At 38.8% G+C, this 18,969-nt stretch carries 24 protein-coding genes; 9 read left to right on the top strand and 15 right to left on the bottom strand.

Annotated features, from left to right (window positions below; genetic code table 11):
- Positions 1 to 158: 158 nt before the first annotated feature.
- Positions 159 to 1,982 carry an acyl-CoA dehydrogenase C-terminal domain-containing protein gene (locus HX129_RS08120; protein ID WP_286434851.1) on the top strand — a complete coding sequence of 608 codons (1,824 nt, stop codon included), beginning with the start codon at positions 159 to 161 and terminating at the stop codon, positions 1,980 to 1,982.
- A 100-nt stretch (positions 1,983 to 2,082) separates the two neighbouring features.
- Here the strand turns inward: HX129_RS08120 and HX129_RS08115 are convergent, their stop codons facing one another.
- The 4 genes from HX129_RS08115 to hemW form a co-directional block, all read right to left on the bottom strand.
- On the bottom strand, positions 2,083 to 2,532 hold the full coding sequence (locus HX129_RS08115) for a hypothetical protein (RefSeq protein ID WP_130074308.1): 450 nt from the start codon (positions 2,530 to 2,532) through the stop codon (positions 2,083 to 2,085).
- A 93-nt stretch (positions 2,533 to 2,625) separates the two neighbouring features.
- Positions 2,626 to 3,108, bottom strand: coding sequence for a hypothetical protein (locus tag HX129_RS08110; RefSeq protein ID WP_174493394.1), 483 nt, complete (start codon positions 3,106 to 3,108; stop codon positions 2,626 to 2,628).
- Positions 3,109 to 3,152: 44 nt separating this feature from the next.
- Positions 3,153 to 3,479, bottom strand: coding sequence for a hypothetical protein (locus tag HX129_RS08105; protein ID WP_227554762.1), 327 nt, complete (start codon positions 3,477 to 3,479; stop codon positions 3,153 to 3,155).
- 23 nt (positions 3,480 to 3,502) lie between these two features.
- A complete protein-coding gene (hemW, locus tag HX129_RS08100; RefSeq protein ID WP_286434852.1) occupies positions 3,503 to 4,654 on the bottom strand; it encodes a radical SAM family heme chaperone HemW in 1,152 nt (383 codons plus the stop codon).
- A gap of 133 nt (positions 4,655 to 4,787) precedes the next feature.
- On the opposite strand from hemW, the gene HX129_RS08095 reads away from it, so the two are divergent.
- From HX129_RS08095 to HX129_RS08085, 3 genes are all read left to right on the top strand, one after another.
- On the top strand, positions 4,788 to 4,937 hold the full coding sequence (locus tag HX129_RS08095; RefSeq protein WP_171405089.1) for a hypothetical protein: 150 nt from the start codon (positions 4,788 to 4,790) through the stop codon (positions 4,935 to 4,937).
- 235 nt (positions 4,938 to 5,172) lie between these two features.
- A complete protein-coding gene (locus tag HX129_RS08090) occupies positions 5,173 to 5,634 on the top strand; it encodes a DMT family transporter (RefSeq protein ID WP_286434853.1) in 462 nt (153 codons plus the stop codon).
- 100 nt (positions 5,635 to 5,734) lie between these two features.
- Positions 5,735 to 7,036 carry an MATE family efflux transporter gene (locus HX129_RS08085; RefSeq protein ID WP_174493635.1) on the top strand — a complete coding sequence of 434 codons (1,302 nt, stop codon included), beginning with the start codon at positions 5,735 to 5,737 and terminating at the stop codon, positions 7,034 to 7,036.
- 43 nt (positions 7,037 to 7,079) lie between these two features.
- Here HX129_RS08085 and HX129_RS08080 read toward each other — a convergent pair whose 3' ends face one another.
- On the bottom strand, positions 7,080 to 7,289 hold the full coding sequence (locus HX129_RS08080; RefSeq protein WP_130074304.1) for a DUF1737 domain-containing protein: 210 nt from the start codon (positions 7,287 to 7,289) through the stop codon (positions 7,080 to 7,082).
- Positions 7,290 to 7,486: 197 nt separating this feature from the next.
- On the opposite strand from HX129_RS08080, the gene HX129_RS08075 reads away from it, so the two are divergent.
- Positions 7,487 to 8,779 (top strand): ABC1 kinase family protein, encoded by a 1,293-nt coding sequence (locus HX129_RS08075; RefSeq protein WP_286434855.1) that lies wholly within the window; start codon positions 7,487 to 7,489, stop codon positions 8,777 to 8,779.
- A gap of 229 nt (positions 8,780 to 9,008) precedes the next feature.
- Positions 9,009 to 9,257, top strand: a complete 249-nt coding sequence (locus HX129_RS08070) for a type B 50S ribosomal protein L31 (RefSeq protein WP_130074302.1) — start codon at positions 9,009 to 9,011, stop codon at positions 9,255 to 9,257.
- 69 nt (positions 9,258 to 9,326) lie between these two features.
- Here the strand turns inward: HX129_RS08070 and crcB are convergent, their stop codons facing one another.
- Both crcB and HX129_RS08060 read right to left on the bottom strand, forming a co-directional pair.
- Positions 9,327 to 9,707 carry a fluoride efflux transporter CrcB gene (gene crcB, locus HX129_RS08065; RefSeq protein ID WP_130074404.1) on the bottom strand — a complete coding sequence of 127 codons (381 nt, stop codon included), beginning with the start codon at positions 9,705 to 9,707 and terminating at the stop codon, positions 9,327 to 9,329.
- 143 nt (positions 9,708 to 9,850) lie between these two features.
- Positions 9,851 to 10,762: a DUF2071 domain-containing protein gene (locus HX129_RS08060; protein WP_286434856.1), complete on the bottom strand. Its 912-nt coding sequence runs from the start codon at positions 10,760 to 10,762 to the stop codon at positions 9,851 to 9,853.
- A gap of 158 nt (positions 10,763 to 10,920) precedes the next feature.
- Between HX129_RS08060 and HX129_RS08055 the strand changes: the two genes are divergently transcribed.
- Complete coding sequence (locus HX129_RS08055) at positions 10,921 to 11,253, top strand: HopJ type III effector protein (protein WP_286434857.1); 333 nt, start codon at positions 10,921 to 10,923, stop codon at positions 11,251 to 11,253.
- A 115-nt stretch (positions 11,254 to 11,368) separates the two neighbouring features.
- Here the strand turns inward: HX129_RS08055 and HX129_RS08050 are convergent, their stop codons facing one another.
- The 3 genes from HX129_RS08050 to HX129_RS08040 form a co-directional block, all read right to left on the bottom strand.
- Positions 11,369 to 11,779: a GFA family protein gene (locus HX129_RS08050; RefSeq protein ID WP_286434858.1), complete on the bottom strand. Its 411-nt coding sequence runs from the start codon at positions 11,777 to 11,779 to the stop codon at positions 11,369 to 11,371.
- Between the two features lie 68 nt (positions 11,780 to 11,847).
- The gene (locus HX129_RS08045; RefSeq protein ID WP_286434859.1) at positions 11,848 to 13,062 is read right to left on the bottom strand and encodes a TIGR03862 family flavoprotein; all 1,215 of its coding nucleotides are present in this window, start codon (positions 13,060 to 13,062) and stop codon (positions 11,848 to 11,850) included.
- A complete protein-coding gene (locus tag HX129_RS08040; RefSeq protein ID WP_286434865.1) occupies positions 13,052 to 13,711 on the bottom strand; it encodes a class I SAM-dependent methyltransferase in 660 nt (219 codons plus the stop codon). Before HX129_RS08040 ends, HX129_RS08045 begins: the two co-directional genes overlap by 11 nt.
- Before the next feature lie 81 nt (positions 13,712 to 13,792).
- Between HX129_RS08040 and HX129_RS08035 the strand changes: the two genes are divergently transcribed.
- Positions 13,793 to 13,960 carry a DNA gyrase inhibitor YacG gene (locus HX129_RS08035; RefSeq protein WP_130074296.1) on the top strand — a complete coding sequence of 56 codons (168 nt, stop codon included), beginning with the start codon at positions 13,793 to 13,795 and terminating at the stop codon, positions 13,958 to 13,960.
- Positions 13,961 to 14,085: 125 nt separating this feature from the next.
- Positions 14,086 to 14,262: a hypothetical protein gene (locus HX129_RS08030; protein ID WP_165353079.1), complete on the top strand. Its 177-nt coding sequence runs from the start codon at positions 14,086 to 14,088 to the stop codon at positions 14,260 to 14,262.
- Positions 14,263 to 14,346: 84 nt separating this feature from the next.
- On the opposite strand, the gene HX129_RS08025 is transcribed toward HX129_RS08030, so the two are convergent.
- The 5 genes from HX129_RS08025 to HX129_RS08005 form a co-directional block, all read right to left on the bottom strand.
- Positions 14,347 to 14,991: an MBL fold metallo-hydrolase gene (locus HX129_RS08025; RefSeq protein WP_180046809.1), complete on the bottom strand. Its 645-nt coding sequence runs from the start codon at positions 14,989 to 14,991 to the stop codon at positions 14,347 to 14,349.
- A gap of 9 nt (positions 14,992 to 15,000) precedes the next feature.
- Positions 15,001 to 16,014: a ferrochelatase gene (gene hemH, locus HX129_RS08020; protein WP_180046811.1), complete on the bottom strand. Its 1,014-nt coding sequence runs from the start codon at positions 16,012 to 16,014 to the stop codon at positions 15,001 to 15,003.
- Positions 16,015 to 16,077: 63 nt separating this feature from the next.
- Positions 16,078 to 17,094 (bottom strand): DUF4062 domain-containing protein, encoded by a 1,017-nt coding sequence (locus HX129_RS08015; RefSeq protein ID WP_180046813.1) that lies wholly within the window; start codon positions 17,092 to 17,094, stop codon positions 16,078 to 16,080.
- Positions 17,095 to 17,236: 142 nt separating this feature from the next.
- Positions 17,237 to 18,103: a glutamate racemase gene (gene murI, locus HX129_RS08010; RefSeq protein ID WP_130074292.1), complete on the bottom strand. Its 867-nt coding sequence runs from the start codon at positions 18,101 to 18,103 to the stop codon at positions 17,237 to 17,239.
- Between the two features lie 47 nt (positions 18,104 to 18,150).
- The gene (locus HX129_RS08005; RefSeq protein WP_286434860.1) at positions 18,151 to 18,762 is read right to left on the bottom strand and encodes a DUF1285 domain-containing protein; all 612 of its coding nucleotides are present in this window, start codon (positions 18,760 to 18,762) and stop codon (positions 18,151 to 18,153) included.
- Between the last annotated feature and the right edge of the window lie 207 nt (positions 18,763 to 18,969).

Genomic DNA, 18,969 nt, shown 5'->3' with positions numbered 1-18,969 from the left:
ATAGCAAATAATTAGCTAAATGACCTGCATTATTTATAACAAATTAGCCTTTCTGACATTTTATTTATTGACAATTATCAATGTAATTCTATCTGATTTATGAATAATAAAATTATCGATCAAAGATCCACAACTATTTTTAAATTAGGATTAAAGACATGCCAGCATATAAAGCCCCGCTCCGTGATATTCGCTTCTTAATGAATGAAGTTTTTGACTATCCTGCACACTACAAAACACTTTCGATCGGTGAAAATGCCGATGCCGATACCGTAGATATGATTTTAGAAGGTGCAGCCGATTTTTGTGAAAATGTACTTTCTCCTTTAAACCAATCAGGTGATGAAGAAGGCTGTCATTTTAAAGATGGCGAAGTGACTACACCTAAAGGCTTTAAAGAAGCCTATGAACAATTTGTTCAAGGTGGTTGGCAAGGTCTGTCTTATCCAGAAGAATTTGGTGGTCAAGGCTTACCAATGTCTCTTAATCTTGTAAAATCTGAAATGATGGGGACTGCAAACTGGTCATTCACCATGTACCCAGGTTTAAGTATGGGTTGTATGAATACCATCATGCAATTTGGTACAGAAGAACAAAAAGCGACTTACATGCCTCATCTTACGGCGGGTACTTGGTCAGGCACGATGTGCTTAACTGAACCACAATGTGGTACAGACTTAGGTCAAGTAAAAACTAAGGCTGAGCCAAATGCAGATGGGACTTATGCAATCACAGGGACAAAAATCTTTATCTCTGCAGGTGAGCATGATTTAACTGAAAATATTGTTCACATCGTACTAGCACGCCTTCCAGATGCACCTGCGGGTACTAAAGGTATTTCGTTATTCATCGTACCTAAATTCATCCCAACTGCGGATGGCGGTGTAGGTGAACGTAATCCTGTAACCTGTGGTTCGATTGAACACAAAATGGGGATCCGTGCTTCTGCAACTGCTGTACTCAACTTTGACGCAGCAACAGGTTACTTGATTGGTGAAATCAATAAAGGTTTACATGCCATGTTTACCTTCATGAACACAGCACGTATCGGTACTGCGGTTCAAGGTTTAGCGCATGCTGAACTTTCTTTCCAAGGCGCTTTACCATACGCAAAAGATCGTATGTCTATGCGTGCACTTTCAGGTAAAAAAGAGCCTGAAAAAGTGGCTGACCCGATCATTCACCATGCTGATGTACGTCGTATGTTATTGACGCAAAAAGCGATTGCTGAAGGTGGTCGTTCAATGATTTATCATGCGGCTCAACTTGCAGATAAAATGGCTGATGCTCTTGCACAAAACGACCAAGCAAAATTTGATGAATATGATGACAAACTTGGTTTCTATACCCCAATCCTCAAAGGTTTCTTAACTGAAATGGGCTTGGAAGCTGCAAACCACGGTATGCAAGTCTTTGGTGGTCATGGTTATATCAAAGAACATGGTATGGAACAGATCGCACGTGATGCGCGTATTTCTACCTTATATGAAGGGACAACAGGGATTCAGGCACTTGACTTGATCGGTCGTAAAGTACTGCTTTCTTCTAAAGGTAAAGTTGTTCGTGAATATACAGGTGAAATCCTGAAATTCTGTGGTCAACATGCACGTAATAAATACATGCGCCGTTTTGCATGGGATCTAACCAAGATCTGTGCACAATGGAATGCGTTAACTGTACGTATCATGCTTGCTGCACGTAAGGACCGTGACATCGTCTCTTCTGCTTCTGTAGACTTCTTGATGTTCTCTGGTTATTCAATGATGGCGTATTATTGGGCACAGCAAGCGGCTGTTGCTTCTGAAAAATTAGCGTCTGGTACAGGTTCAGAAACTCCTGAATTCTATAAAGCAAAAATCAAAGTGGCTGATTTCTACTTTGAACAATTGTTACCACGTGCACAAGGTCATGCAGAGTCTATGGTGAATCCATCTAAGACCATGATGGCGCTTGAAGCAGATCATTTCAGCTTTGATTACTAAGTTTTGAGTCATTTGAAAATTTAAAAGACCGCTTCGGCGGTCTTTTTTTCTCATTCAGTATTCATCGAAATTTAAAATTCAAACTATTGCAAAATTATCTTTAATCACAAGTTATTTTAGGTTTACTTACTTCACTAGCGGAAACCAAATAGGTAATATCTAGTACTGAAGGATCTATAGAAGAATATAATGAAAAGTTTTTTATTTTGATCTTTGCATTTCCTTCATATAAACAACCTTTTTTACCATTTATTGGTAAATTAAGTATCTTATGAGCCTCTCTAGAATTTTTAAAACAAAAGTTGGCACTTACAGGAGATGGCGCAGCCTTAAGCTGTTTGAGTGAAAGATTAAAACAGACAGGGTTTTCTATACCCATAACTGTATAATCCTCATAATTTCTAGAATATTGCCCAATAAGAATTGCTTCCCCACTGTATAACGGCTCTTCATAATCTTGACCAACCCCTATTAATTTAAATGTTTGTGCTTGAGCAAAAACAGATATAAACGGCAATATAAAAAAAACACTAACAATATTTTTTTTCACGCTTATTCCTCTTCTTCTAAAAACTAACACAACTAAATAATTTTATTAAACCAAATAAATATAATTACATCATCATAAGTTACCTACTAAAAATTAGTCATCTTTCGGCGCAGGTTCTTTCACTGTTTTTAATAGTTTAAATTTATTATGTTCAAAGAGATAAAATCGAGTGGTGATACTCTCCACTTCCCAATTTTCATTATTATGTTCTTCTTGAGTGACCAATAGACGGCTGTTTGCCCGTGAGTCGATCACATCTTCCTGACTTCCCTCACCACCAAAACCGCCCTCCAGCAACTTTCCTGTCCGTTTATTGATAAAGGCATAACTACGGCAACTCGCACCACAACCCCACATGGTGATCACATATTCACCTGCAAAATTAGGCTTTTCTTTTAATGCATCACGTAAACGGGTGCGAAACATTCGGGCACTTTCATCCCTCATATCCAATTGTGCAGTTTTACCCGTATAAGGTTGAACAGGATAATCCTTAAATTGAGGGACATTGGTTTTAGCATAGCTCAATGTCATTCCCATCAATGAGAATAACAATGCAATCAATATTTTTTTCATTGTTATATTCCTAGTCAAACAGCATTTATATCGTTGTTTATACATTAAACATACGGAGAATATGGCTCATCCAATGTTGCTATCCAACATTGAAATGCATCTGACATTTCTTTCTTTTGTTCTTTGCTAACATTAGCATACGAATAAAATCTTTCATAATCTTTTCGATGTTGACTGCTTTCAATTCTCTTTGCCAATGCATCAATAAAAGCTCGACCATTTTTTAAATAACTTTGAATCGCCTCTTCATCCAAAACAATCGTCTTTTCATATTCTGCTACTCTCAAATCGATAATAACGTTGAGATACATCCTCGCATCATCTTTATACAACTCCCAACGATGTGGCTCTATTTCTATTAATTGCATCATTTATTTTCTCCAATACCGATTTATTAAAGAAACGCTTCTAAAACTGAATTTAAAAATAAATGTCCTTTGTTGGTACAATTTAAAATATCAGGATCATTCACCATCAACTGACGCTGTTTTAAAGAATCTAAAATCTCTAAATCTTTTAAATCCAAACCTGTACGTTCTGCATATAAATCTGCTTTTACGCCATCCATCAAACGCAGTGCATTCATCATAAATTCAAAAGGCATATCTTCATTTTCAATACGTTTAAATTGCAAATTTTCCGCAGGCACTTTGGCTAAATAGTCTTTCGGCAAACGGGTTTTCTGAAAACGATACACGCCATCCGCTTGAGTCACTTTGCCATGTGCTCCTGCCCCGATCGCCAAATAATCGCCAAATTGCCAATAATTCAGATTATGTGCTGAAGGTTGTTCTTTACGCCAAGCAGACACTTCATAGTTGATAAATCCATTGGCTTTTAAGTACGCTTCGCCCTGTTCCTGAATATCTTCCAACACATCATCGACAGGTAAAATCGGCTGTGTACGGAAAAATACGGTATTGGGTTCAATGGTCAGTTGATACCAAGAAATATGCGTTGCACCACTTTCCACCGCAAGTTTTAGATCATTTAACGCTTGTTCTAAAGTCTGTTTAGGCAAGCCATGCATTAGATCCACATTGACACGTTCAAAGCCTGCTTGTTTGGCATGTTGAATCGCCAAAATTGCATCATCATTGGAGTGAATACGTCCCAATTTTTTTAAATGCTCGGTATTAAAACTTTGTACCCCTATCGATAAACGGTTAATGCCTACATCCAGATAATCTGTAAATGGATCATGCTCCACCGTACCAGGATTGGCTTCCAACGTGATTTCACAGCCTTGTTGAAATGGAATCAGAGCTTTTAATTGGGTAAATAACCATTGATAACCCTGCGCTGAAATCAGTGAGGGCGTACCTCCACCAATAAATACGCTATGAATTTCACGTCCCTGCGCAAAATCAATTTGAGTTTTAAAGTCCTCAACCAATGCCTGTAAATATTCCTGTTCCAAATCTAAAGACAATTTTCCATCAGGCACGGCATGCGAGTTAAAGTCACAATAAGGACATTTACGCACACACCACGGCATATGAATATAGAGAGAAAGTGGAATATTTTGAGGATTTAAATCAGCCAAGGAAGAAGCTCAGAGAAATTTGGAGAATAGTGAATTTTAGCATGAGTCAGGGTGATTCAAATCAGAGAAATGAAAATGATTTTTCAGCTAAGATCTTTATAATTTAAGAAAACAATTACAAGAGCACTACAACATGGAAATCGATCATATTTTACACCACACTCCAAAATTAGAACTTAACGATGCGGTGCTATCGCAGGCGACATGGATGTCGCCGTTGGGCAAGGGTGATATGGATATCCCCTTTGTCCAACAAGGGATTTTTGTTACTTTTTATCCCTAAAAAGTAAGGCATCGCCTACGCAAAAAAATTCGAACTTTGTAATATCAATGAGGCACTGCAGAATAATATTCTACTCATTTCTTTGATGATCAAGTTAGCATACTTTTTTAGAACACCACTGATTTTAGACCACTGCTTCCACTGATTTTTTACTATTAGACTGTATCTATCATTCGCACATTGCTTAACTTTCCATTAGACTAAAATTCAGACAGGGAACACAGACAATAAAAATATGATGAAGCTCTCGAGCCAAATGCTTTTGTTATTGCCTCTTGCGATGGGCGTTGGCATTGCCATGACCTTTCAAACTGCACTGAATTCACAATTACGAGAATATTTACACTCCCCCATACAAGCTGCCCTTTTGTCATTTTTAGTTGGTACAATAGTCCTCGCTATTTTTGTGTTTTTTCAGTCTGTACCCAAACCCACATTGCAAAATTTGGGGCAAATTCCATGGTATTTATGGCTAGGTGGATGTCTAGGCGTATATGCCATCAGTATCAGCATTTATACCGCGCCCAAACTCGGCTTTTTAACCTTGTCTGGTCTGATTATTTTTGGGCAAATTTTGATGTCGATGGTTTTTGATCAATTTGGTTTACTCGGTGTCGAAAAAACACAACTCAATTGGCAACGTCTTTTAGGTGGCGTGGTGATTTTTATTGGTGTGCTTCTCACTCTACAACGCTAACCATTTTTTATTCTAAGCACATTTAAAACGAGTAATTTCTGTGTCTGAATCCATAAAAGCCACAACTACCCGCTTTGAATTAAAGCAACTGTTTCACTTGATGCTCCCGATTTTGGTCACTCAGTTTGCCTACGCAGGTTTCGGACTGATTGACACCATTATGGCAGGACATATGTCTGCCGAAGACCTCGCCGCGATTGCTGTCGGTGTCGGCTTGTGGATTCCAATCATGTTGCTGTTCAGTGGCATCATGATTGCAACCACACCTTTGGTGGCTGAAGCCAACGGCGCACGTACACCTGAAAAAATTCCGAGTATCGTGCGCCAATCCCTGTGGGTAGCTTTGGTGCTTGGTATTATTGCCATGCTGATTTTACAAGCCATGCCCTTATTGCTGCCGCTGTTTGGTGTGCCTGACTCATTATTGCCTAAAGCAAGTCTGTTTTTACATGCCATTGCTTTTGGTATGCCTGCTGTCACCATGTATGCAGCGCTGCGTAATTATTCAGAAGCATTAGGTTATCCACGTCCTGTTACATTGCTCAGTCTGATGGCTTTGGTGGTACTGATTCCGCTGAATTTTATTTTTATGTATGGCATTGGCCCCATTCCACACTTAGGCAGTGCAGGCTGTGGTTTTGCTACCGCCATTTTACAGTGGCTGATGTTTATTGTTTTAGCCATCTATGTGTTTAAAGCCAAACGCTATCAAAAGACTCAACCACTCACGCATTTTGAAAAAATTAATCCTGTTTTGATCAAACGGATTTTAAAGTTGGGTTTCCCGATTGGACTTGCGATCTTTTTTGAAGTGAGTATTTTCAGTACAGGGGCTATTGTCCTAAGTACTTTGGGTGAGGTCACTATTGCAGCACATCAGATTGCGATTTCGGTGACATCACAACTGTTTATGATTCCAATGTCATTGGCACTTGCCTTAACGATTCGAATCGGAACTTATTATGGTGAAAAGAATTGGGTGGCTATGCGTAAGGTGCAAAAAGTCGGCATGTTGACTGCTACAGTATTTGCATTCATTACCATGTTACTCATGTGGTTGCTGCGTAATGAAATTGTGGCGGTCTACACCTCAGATTATGAAGTTGCTCAAATTGCAGTGTATTTAATTTTATTCGCAATTGCCTATCAACTGATGGATGCATGGCAAGTCAGTGCTGCAGGATGTTTACGTGGCATGCAAGACACTAAAGGTCCAATGTGGGTGACGATGCTTGCCTATTGGGTGATTGCTTTCCCTGTCGGAATTTATCTAGCACGTTATACCGAATTGGGTGCTGCAGGTGTATGGACGGGCTTAATTGTCGGTTTAAGTATCGCTTGTGTGTTATTGCTGATGCGTTTGTTTATGAATAATAAAAGACTCAGTCAGCAGACCCATTAAACTTGTAATATGATTCACTCTGTGTTGTCGGATGTGGTAGCAATTATAATTTTGCCATCGCATCCTTCAATCCTAGCGGAACTTCACTGTCATCCCCCACTTCTTTCACAATGGCTTGCCCAACAATCACATTCTGACCATTAAATGTCATGGTCGGTGAACCATAAAGTTCATAGCCTTCATTCAGTGCTTTGGTGACTCTGGCACAAAAATTCACATCATCCTGACCTGTTAAATAACGATAAACTTTCATAGTCACTCACCACATTTTCAACTAAAATCATTGTAACGCGAAACAAAGCGTACACAATGAAAAATCCAAGCAATGCTGCTTTTAGAAAAATAGCAAAGTAGAAACAATATCTTAACAATTTAAAGTAGGCAGTTTAAGAATAGTCGCCTATGATCAAAATGAGAAAAAACTTCATCAAAGTTTAAGGATTTGTCTGAATGTCTAAAAATTCAAGTACACCAGGTCGTCGTTTTATGAAACTTGCAGGGATGACCGCAAGTATTGCGACCAAAACTGTGTCCAATTCCATTCGCAACTTTAATGCTGATGAAGATCAAAAAAATGAAGCTCGCAGTAAGCTGCTTCAAGACATTGGTTTACAAATTGCTGACACCTTAGGTGAAATGAAAGGTGCAGTAATGAAAGTTGGACAACTCGCTTCACAGTACAAAGATATTTTTCCACCTGAAGTGGCAAAAGCCATTGCAAAACTGCAACGCCAAGCCCCTGCCATGCCCTTTGCTGACATCAAAAAACAGGTCGAAAAAGAATTAGGCAAACCTTTAGAGCAAGTCTTTACAAGTTTCGAAGAACAACCTTTTGCCGCTGCATCTATTGGGCAAGTGCATAAAGCAACCCTACCGAATGGCACAGAAGTTGTGGTTAAAGTGCAATATCCGGGTGTAGATGAGGCTTGTGAAAGTGACTTAAAACAAGTCCGTTTGGCGCTGCGCTTAATGGGTGTGTTAAAAGTCGATAAAAAACTACAAGACCGTTTATTTAAAGAAATTCAAGACAGTTTGCATGAAGAACTGAACTATGAAATTGAGGCACAGAACTTACAAGTCTTTAAAACATTCCATCAAAGCTTAGACAACAAAATTATTATTCCTCATGTTTATCCTGAATATTCAAGTAGACGTATTCTGACGCTGAGCATGGAAAAAGGCGACAATATTGAAACTGCAAGTACATGGGACTTGGCGATTCGCAATGAAATCGGTGAACGTTTAATTCGTGCATTGGGACAGCAAATGTTCTTTTTAAAACGTTTTCACTGCGACCCACATCCTGGTAACTTTGCTTTCCGCGCCGATGGTAGCGTGATTATTTATGACTTTGGTGGCGTAAAAACCCTTTCTACAGAGATCATTAGCCATTTTAAAACTTTAGTGCGTGCAGGTCGTAAAGCTGATATTAGCACCATTGAAAATGAATTAATCGCTTTGGATGCCCTTGCTGAAAAAGGTAAATTTCCTGAAGATTTATATAAAGAATGGTTAGAAGTTTTATTACGCCCACTGACTACACATTATGATTTTGCTGAAAACTCAGCACATCATGATGGCATAAAACTGGTGAAAAAATCACTGAAATATTGGGATGTTTTCAAGCCCTCACCCGATACACTCATGGTCAATCGCACAATTTCAGGACATTATTGGAACCTGATCCAACTCAAAGTCCACGATGATTTAAGCGATGTCTTTGAAGAATTAGTTCCTCAGTAAAATTAAGATTTTATTCATGTTTGGTTAATTATTTTTTAAGCAGCTCCGATTAAAGTAAAACCATATTTTGAAGTCTAAGCAAACTATCCTCCTGCTTAGGCTTCTTTTTTTTGCCTTATTTTTTGACCCATCTTTTCAACATGGTCCTTAACAAACTTAGAATGAACTTTACATTTTAGATGTTATGTTATAACATTTCTTTTATCAAAAAAATTTATTGGAGAATAATATGCGTCCCAACATCCATCCTGAATACCGCCAAGTTTTATTCCACGACACCAATGCCAATGCGTACTTTGTGATTGGCAGTACGATTCAGACCAAGCAAATACGTGAATACGAAGGGCAAGAATATCCTTATGTGGCCTTGGATATTTCAAGTGCTTCGCATCCGTTCTACACAGGTGAAGTCCGTCAAATCAACAATGAAGGACGTATTGCAAGCTTTAACAAACGTTTTGCACGTTTTAAACGCTAATTTTCACCCACATATTTGAGTTTAATTTATTCACGGTAGCCTAAAGCACTCCTCCCTTTAGGCTTTTTTTTATTTTCCATTTAACATCATTTGAAACAGATAAAAACCGATGGCTAAACAAATAAGACCAACAATGACGCTTGAAATGGTATATGCCAAAGCAAGTGGAAATTGTCCTTGACGAATGAGCTGAAATGTCTCCAAACCAAAGCTAGAAAATGTGGTAAAACCACCCAAAATTCCGACCATTAAAAAGAGACGCGTTTCTTGCTGTAAAATTGGATATTTCTGTGTAAATGCAAAAAACACCCCTGCTAAAAAGCAACCTAAGAGATTAATCGACCATGTTGCCCATGGAAATAAACTCTGGGGTTTAACAATGATGAGTCCTGCACCATAGCGTAAGCTTGCACCGATTGCCCCCCCACATGCGACCAATAACCAATTCATTTCAATCGTCTCACGTGTGTATAAATCCAATGTTATCCACAGAATAGCACTTGACTCATCAAGAATCTAATCAGGTTTTGATTTAAAACCATGCAACTGAAACAAGAAAAATCATTTAATTTTAAGCTGTCATGCCCTTCCCATTATTTTTCTTTCTTTTTCATATCTACTGATGCATTGACCGTAGTTTCATTCGATATAGATTCAACAGGATTTTCGCCCAATACATGAAAATCTAAATGTGGAATAAAAAAGCATAAGGCTTTACTTTGAGCATCAATCCCAAACTCTGCAAGCAGTGGACAATCAATTTCTTGTATTTCTAATGGACGAATTTGTGCAAAATCACTGACAATTTGAATATTGCCCTGAGAAAGCTGTTGTGGCTGATCAACACACTCTACCCAAACATGCTCTTGTGGCACAAAAAATTCTAAAGCGTCATCCCATGTTGGAAAAACATTAGCCCAATCCCCTTTTAACGGCTGCTCAACCGTATTTTTCAGTTTTACATCTAAGCAATAACGTTCATCCATATTGATTTTGGCATGAATCTTTAAATACGCCTCGCCTTGCTCAACATGGTGTACAAAGTTTGGATCATATTGTGCGGGCATTGCATCACTCAACATACGCCCACCCATAACGTGCAACATTTTATCTACCACGATTTGCTCAAAAATCACTGTTTTAGGGAGTAAATCTGCTGCCAAATAAAAGCGCCAATTACTCTGATGTGGAGAAGGAAATATTTTCCGAGCAGGACCAAAACAATGTAAGCCAAAGTGATGGTGATGATAAAACAAAATACTAAAAATGGTTTTTCCTTGATGCTCCCATAAACGAATCGGCTCAGGAAAACGTTGCTTCACCAAATCAACATCCACCAACCATGACATATAAACGGTATCTGTTGCTTGGCTTTCTAAACGTAAAAACGGTGAAAAACGCATTAAATAACGGCGTAAAATCAACAAAATGGGAGATTGCAATAATCGTGAAAATAAGCGGAAAAATATTTTTTCTTGTTTAAATTTAAATAAATGGCGATTCATAGGGTAATTTAAAATCTTATTTGAGCGATTGCTATCCTGTTTTGATATTAACAAAAAAAGCAATGTCTATTCATTTTAATCGCAGAGCATGTCGATTTTAATACATTTTCGCTATCATAGCGCAGTATTCAATTTTAGACCCTTTTGGAAATTAAAAAATGACCCACCCACTTTTGACACAACTTGCAGCAGGCGAAGCTCAATTTTCAGATGTATTGGCATTTATTGAAGCACGCTATACACACACCCCAACTGCCTTTCAAAATGGCCAACAGCACAATGCTTCAACAGAAAACCAAGGCAGTGCAAAGGTCTTTTCATTTGCTCAGCTAAATGGCTTGGATCAGGCACAAACCTTGAGTTTATTTGCTGAACATTATGCTGCTGTTTTGGCAAGCCCTGAAGCAACAGACCACCAAAACATTCGTCAGTTTATGCAAAATGGTTGGGAAGGCATCAAATTTGAAAGTAACGCTTTAACTGCAAAATAACCCTACACAGGTTATTCCTCCCTTTTTAAAAGGCGAAAAACACTGCTTTGCAAGGGAGGAATGTAATTAAAATAAATGATGATTATGATGTGATTTGACTCTTTAATTCACCCCATTAAGGTCGTTCATCATACTGTGGCAAACCATCACAAATCGTGTCCCACTCTGCTTTATAAGCAGCAAAAATGTGCATAGTCGGCTTATGCTCAAGTGGGGTATCTAACGTCCCAATTCTTAAACGATAAGTATCAGGCGTTTCGGCTTTAATGCTGATAATCGGTGAACCACACTCAGCACAAAAACAGCGTTCTGTGGTTGGTGTAGAAGAAAACTTTTTCAGTAAAGCTTCACCTTTGACAATTTTAAAATCAGCTTTTTGAATCGGGGCGTTAGTGGCAAAGGCTGTCCCATTGGCTTTACGGCAACGCTTGCAATGACACTCGATAAGGTCACCAATTTCACCATGAATTTCATAATGAATCCCGCCACACAAACAACTTCCTGTATATAATTTTTCAGCAGACATGCCTTTCTCTCTTCATATCAAACCATTTCAAAGTAGCATATATTTGGAAAGTTAATCTAAATTTAATCTTATACAATTGCTGCATCATGGCTTAAATATTGATGTACACCTTGCCCTGCTGCACGCCCTGTCGCAAAACAAGCCGTCAACAAATAGCCGCCTGTAGGTGCATCCCAATCCAACATTTCCCCACAACAAAATACAGATGAATTGGATTTGAGCTGTAAATACTCATTCAATCCCGTTTTTCTGACACCGCCAGCACAACTGATCGCTTCCTCAATAGGACGAAAACCTGACAGCTCAATTTTCAAATGCTTAATCTCATGCGCTAACGTTTCGACTTGATTCCACAATGATTTATCGACGATTTCACGCACTAAACTGGCTTTAGCAACATCCAAACCTGCTTTACGCCAAATATTCGCAGTAGATTGTTTTTTTGAGGGTTGTAATTTTTGTATCAATTGCGCAAGGCTTAAATCAGGCAATAAATCTAAATATAGTGTTAAAGCCTGCTCCTGCTTTTGTAAAGCACGCAAAGACCGACCTTGTTTATAAATCAACCCACTTTCCAAACCATAATGGGTGATGACAATATCGCCCTGCGTCTTAGACTGTCCTTTTACCCATGCTTCAACACGTTTCAACGGTTGCCCTAATACAGGTTGCATAAACGTCGACCATGCTCTTTCAACGCCCGCATTGCTTGCTTGAAAGGGTTCTATTTCATTCGCATCTAACCATTTTTGCCATGCACCGTCACTCCCTAGGCGTGACCATGATACTGCGCCACAAGCAAGAACAATTGCATCAAAATTTTGTTCAAATATCTGTTCTGATTTTAAATTTTGAATGCTTAAAGTCTGGTGTTTTAAATCCAAAATTTGATGACGATAATGAAATTTAACCTTCTGTTCCATCAAACGTTTTAACCATGCTCGAAGCAAAGGTGCAGCTTTCATTTCAATCGGGAAGATCCGCCCTGACGTCCCGACATAAGACTCAATCCCTAAATCCTGCATCCATGCTTGAATCCAATTTGCATCCCATTGGTTGATCCAAGGACTTAACCATTGCACCTGATCATAACGTTGTAAAAATTGTGCTATAGGCTCGGCATGGGAAATATTCAGCCCTGTTTTCCCTGCCATCAAAAACTTACGTGCCGCTGAAGGCTTTTGCTCAAAGACATGTACGTCATAATCAAACGCACTGAGTACTTCCGCAGCCATTAAGCCCGCAGGGCCTGCCCCAACAATGGCAATTCGCTTATTCCCCATCGGTAAGCTCAGTCACTTGTACATTTTGACCTTGTAAAGGCTGAAAATCATCAAAGCGAGTGACATAGTTTTCAGGCTTAGAAATGACCAACTGTTGACACAATTCACCACGCTCCAGATATTTAATTTCAAAATGCGTCCGTGCTGAATCCTGAGCAATCACCTGTTTTTCATAAGGTAATTTCCAAATATCCTTGAGTTGTTGCTCTGCTTCTGCAATATATTCGGGAATATTACTTGCCAATGTCACTGTACCGTTATACTGCAAGCGTGAAATTAGAAATTCAAAAAATGGCATATTTAACCAACGTTGAGCAGGATTATGTGGCTCAGGATTCGGATATAAAATAAAGAATTGTTGTACTTGTTGTGGATACAAGGCATGTACCACCCACGGTAAAGCATCTGCATGAATTGTGGTTAAATTGGCTTGTCCTTCAAGCTGATGCTGTTTTTGCATGGCTAAAAATTTTTCTCGTGTCCTTTCAACCGCAATGAGTTTTAAATCAGGATGTTGTCCTGAAAACAGCAATGCATGTTTACCCTTGCCTGCGCCAATTTCTATACAAATAGGATTATTTTCAATCGGTTGAAAATCACGGGGAGCATGCATACGCTGCGCTTGAAATTGACGAATCGGCATAATCAGATCAAACTAAGAAAAATCGGCACAAGTCTAGCAAGTCTCACGCACTTTGCCTATTTCACTTTTCAAAATGAGGAACAAATCATGCCACGCACTTTTCCATGCCCACGTTGTGGTGAGCCAACGACTTGGGAAAATAATGAGTTTCGTCCATTTTGTTCAGATCGTTGTAAACTCATTGATCTGGGTGCTTGGGCTAGTGAAGATTATAAATTACCGACAGAAGATGCCCCGCAAGCTGAAGACTCATAAGTACGGGCAATATTTCATTACAATATAACAAGAGCAACTGATGCACTTTGTATTATAACTTAACCATATTTTCAAATTATTGCTGTTTTATTTTAAAAATAATGTGACTTCACTCGAGAAAAATTATGTCTTTCGTATTAAAAATTATTTTTATTCTTTCGCTTATTTTAAGTTTGCTTTTTATTGTCCTCGGCTTTTACGCTTCTGACGGACTCTTCTTTGTCATTGCCATACTTTTCATCATTGCAGCAGTTTTAATCGGCTTAGAGATTCGTAAAAAAAATTCCAACCCTTTTGAATAATACAGATGATAAAAAAGCTTTATTCACTCAAGGTTTATTACCAAAAAGAATAAAGCTTTTTTACGGCAAACGTAAAAGAAGAGTTTAACCCGCTTTACTTGCTACAAATGGATTATGCTGTTTTTCAAAACCAATTGTACTCATCGGTCCATGCCCAGAAATAAATTGGGTTTCATCAGGCAAACTAAAACATTCACGTTGAATCGAGTCTAATAACTGTTGATGATTGCCTTTCGGAAAATCTGTCCGCCCAATCGAACCTTTAAATAAAACATCACCCGTCCACAGTACGCCATACTTTGCATTGTAAAACATCACATGGCCGGGTGTATGTCCCGGTGCAAAGCGTACTTCAAACTCTTCATCCCCTATTTTCAGCGTTTCGCCACCTTCTAACCATTGATTGACCTGCACAAGTTCAGGGATAGGAAAACCATAGCGCGCTGATACTTCTTGAATCATATCCAACCAAAAAGCATCTTCTTTATGTGGACCAATCACAGGTACATTCCAATCTTTCACCAAAGCCCCGACAGCGCCTGCATGATCTAAATGCCCGTGTGTCAGCCACAACGCTTTTACTGTTAGACCTAAAGCTTCGACTTCTTTCTTTAATTTTTCAGGCTCACCACCTGCATCAATTAACACCGCTTCTTTAGATTCAGAATCCCACACAATTGAGCAATTTTGAGCAAATGCAGTGACGGGTACAATTTTGACTTGTAACATATTTTTTCCTCAAATCGCTTTAAATGTGGTACTGAGTGGATCTAAATTTGCTTGTAACAATTCAGCTAAAAATTCAATATGGGCAGCATCACTATTTAATGCAGGAATATATTGATACGACTGCCCGCCTGCTTGCATAAAGAGTTCTGCATTTTGCAATGCCAATTCTTCTAAAGTTTCCAAACAGTCGGCTGAAAATGCAGGACTCATAATTTGTACTGACTTCACGCCTTGCGCTGCCCAATCTTGTAATACTTGGTCGGTATAGGGTTTAACCCATTCTTGTTTACCAAAACGAGATTGGAAACTAATTTGCCATTGATCATCCGTTAAATTGAGAGCATCTGCAACTTTCTGTGCCGTCACACGACAACGCTCTGCATAGGGATCACCTTTATCTGCATAAGGCTGTGGAATACCATGAAAAGACATCAATAATTTTTCAGCGTAGCCATGCTCTTGTTGAAACCGAATGACGCTGTCTGCTAAAGCCTGAATATATGCAGGATGTTGATAATAATCACGAATAATGGTCAGTGCAGGCAAATTACGTTGTGTGGGGATCCATTTTGCAACAGCATCATACAAGGGTGCAGTCGATGTTGCTGAATATTGTGGAAAAAGTGGCAACAAAATAATTTGATCATACTTTTGCTGCTCGGCATCTTGCAGTACTTGTGTAATCCCAGGTTGACCATACGTCATCGCAGGAACAAGATGCAGATCAAGTGTTGGATTTTGTGCGATAAGTTGCTGCTTTAATAGGCTGGTTTGCTGTAACAAAATTTCTCGCATAGGAGAATCTTTTAGCCACACTTGTGCATAAGCATGCGCAACGCGTTTAGGACGAAATGGTAAGACAAAAGCATGTAAAATAATTTGCCAAATGAACTTGGGAATTTCAATCACACGCCCATCAGACAAAAACTGTTTTAGAAAGCGCCGAACAGCCACCTCAGTCGGCGCATCAGGCGTACCTAAATTTGCAACAATCACTAAAACTTTCGGTTTTGCAAGCTTCATTGTATTTTCAAATTAATTGACTTCACTATACCTTACCGAATATCTAAGCAAATGTCCTTAATTTTAGATAATCAAAGAACGTGCACCTAACATTTGTGAGTTTTCTAGAAGTCTTAAAGCTTTGCTAGTAATTTGCCATAACATACGCTGACGATCATCACGACCAATCGGTACAATCCAATCATTTTGCCGCATTTGCTGTTTAATGGTATGTAAAGCACGCACATTAATTTGCGCGCGTGCCACAGCATGTACTCTTGGCATCGAAACCTGAACATCAGCTAAACCAGATCGATTCAGATATTCATTTAATACTTTAGAAAAGCTATCTTCAGGAGTCTTTTGTCTAAACTCTACAGATAATACTTTTAAAATTTCAATCCATGTCATTTCACGGATGGGATTCATTTCTTTAAAATTGCCATCTTGATAAGCATGAACCCGATAGTCAAAATTAAACACATCATGAATAGACACTTTCGGTAGAGTCAAGAAAGGGTCTGCTTCTTTCGGCGCTTGACTGTGTTTTACCTGTGCCAATTGCGTTTTTAAACGATCAATTTCATCTTGCAACACTTGGATATTTTGTGGACGTACCCATCCCACAACAGGATAACGCTCCAACATTTGTGGCATATAAGAACGTACGCTTAATTCTAAATCTCTTAAGGTTCTATACGTCACCACTTGCTCAACTTCTCTTTGCAACTGGTTTCGAAACTCATAAAACTTTTCTTTTAATTCTGCACGTGATTCCTGCAAAGTCGCATCACGTGACTCAGGCGCTTCATGCAAAAAGACAATTACAGGTTTTTGTTTGGTCACAGCATAAATATATTCTAAATGCATATAGCTGACACCAGACACGGACTGCTCTCCGTATTGGCTTCCTAAAAGCAATAAAACGTAATCACAATCATCAATCTGACGACGTGCAAATGCTGTGCTTAAAGGTGTACGTTGCTCTAAACCCCATGAAAAAAATCCCATTCCAATGAGTGTTTGTGACACGATCATTCGTTCTGGCTGCATTTCTTTGCCAGATGTTGTAATAAAGACTTGATAACGTTTGTCGAGCATAGGTTAACCCATCCTTTTCATATAGCTTAAATATTGATCTGCCCCAAACAAATCATGAAGTTATATGCCCTACACTTATAAATATAAATAAATAAAATTAAAGTTTTCTTAATTTTATATGTTGGACTGATCTTGCAGTTTATCAAATAACATCATGAATTGACCATGATATTTTTTCTGGAATTAAATATTTTAGGACGGGTTGTAAAGTATGTGCATTATGACCACTGACATTACACATCAACTGGATTTCATGTTGCAACGGGATTTCGGATAATAACCCATTTTTAATTAAAATTCTTGCCGTTTGTCGTGCAACTGCAAAACCAGAATCCACCAAAGTCAATTGATCTGCATAAATCTGCTGAATCGCTTCTTTTAAAAATGGGTAATGCGTACATCCCAATACCAAATAATCTGCATGTTGTGCGATCACAGGGTCTAAAACTTTTTTTAAGGCTTTTTTACACTGTTCACTATTTTGTAAACCTGCTTCCACAAAAGGTACAAGTTCTAAGCACGTGACTGTGATCACATCAACGCCTGAAGGCTCAGCAAAACGTTGCACGACATCTTTAATCAATTTACCCCGAAATGTCGCAGGGGTTGCCAACACAGCAACAACTTTAGATTTAGTTTGCAATACCGCAGGTTTTAATGCAGGCACTAAACCCACGATTGGAAAATTCTCCCCATAATGTTCACGTAAATAATCCAAACTAAAAGCTGAAGCAGTATTACACGCGACTACCGCAATTTTACAACCTTGGCGATATAACCATTCAATGGCATGAGCTGTAAGCTCACGAATATTTTGGTCATCACGCGCACCATACGGCACATGTGCGGTATCTGCATAATATAAAATACGCTCATTCGGTAAATAGTTGGCAATTTCTTGAGCAACCGACAACCCACCTATGCCCGAGTCAAAAATACCAATGGGGGCATCTGCAGATGCTTTGGGCATTGGATTTTCTAAAGGATATAAAGGGAGAATGGCGCTCATCTGATCCACTACGATATGAGTCAAAAAATTATAGACTAGCTTAAACCTCAAGTGCCCAATTGCAAGTGAAAATCACCACTTTGTAGCGATAAAATCGTATCACCTTGCGCATTTTCGAGCAATGTACCGTACTCAACGAGATGGAAAAATGCGTGGCGTTGAATCAATGCATTTATTCCAAAGCGAATATGCACATAAGGTCTTAATTCACCTTGATATTGTCGCATAAAAATCGGATGTTCTGCATCGACCAAAACCACATCTTGATTGCTCGTTGTGACTTGTAAATATATTTGTCCGCCAATCTCAACTTGATCGACTTGATTCACCAATAAAGGTTCATCTTCCACTTCAATTTCAATTTGCTCAACAGGGGTTTTTAAATAAAACTTCCCGTCTTCCTTCCACAGCACTGTACTAAACAGATCTAAGAGTGCTTGACGTTTGATCAATTGACCTTCGTGCCACCATTCTCCATTGGCTTTTACCTTTAAATCCATTTTGCCACAATGCTTTGGTTGCCATTGCTGTAAAGGGGGTATTGACCTTTTGTGACCCGACTGTACACCTTTTAAGTATTGTGCAATGCTGATTAAGTTTTTATTATCAGAATCAGGCTGATTTTGAGCCTCTGATGTTGGATTATTTTGATTTACCATGGTTTATGCCTTGCTGACTAAAAAATAATACGACTCAGCCAATTGGCTAGATCAAGGTTTATAACTATACTAGCGCAAAATATATTAATGATACGAGTCCTAATTCGTATCACGGAAGTTTAGAACACTCACGGCAGCACCGATTTATTGTTGTTCGATTTAAAATTAAAGCAATGATGCACACGGTTGCCACCCTTAGAAATATGA

Origin of the sequence: Acinetobacter sp. 251-1 (assembly GCF_030329305.1) — a bacterium.
Lineage (GTDB): Bacteria > Pseudomonadota > Gammaproteobacteria > Pseudomonadales > Moraxellaceae > Acinetobacter > Acinetobacter piscicola_A.
The sequence above is the reverse complement of the archived record's forward strand: the minus strand, read 5'-3'. Positions and strand labels throughout refer to the sequence as shown.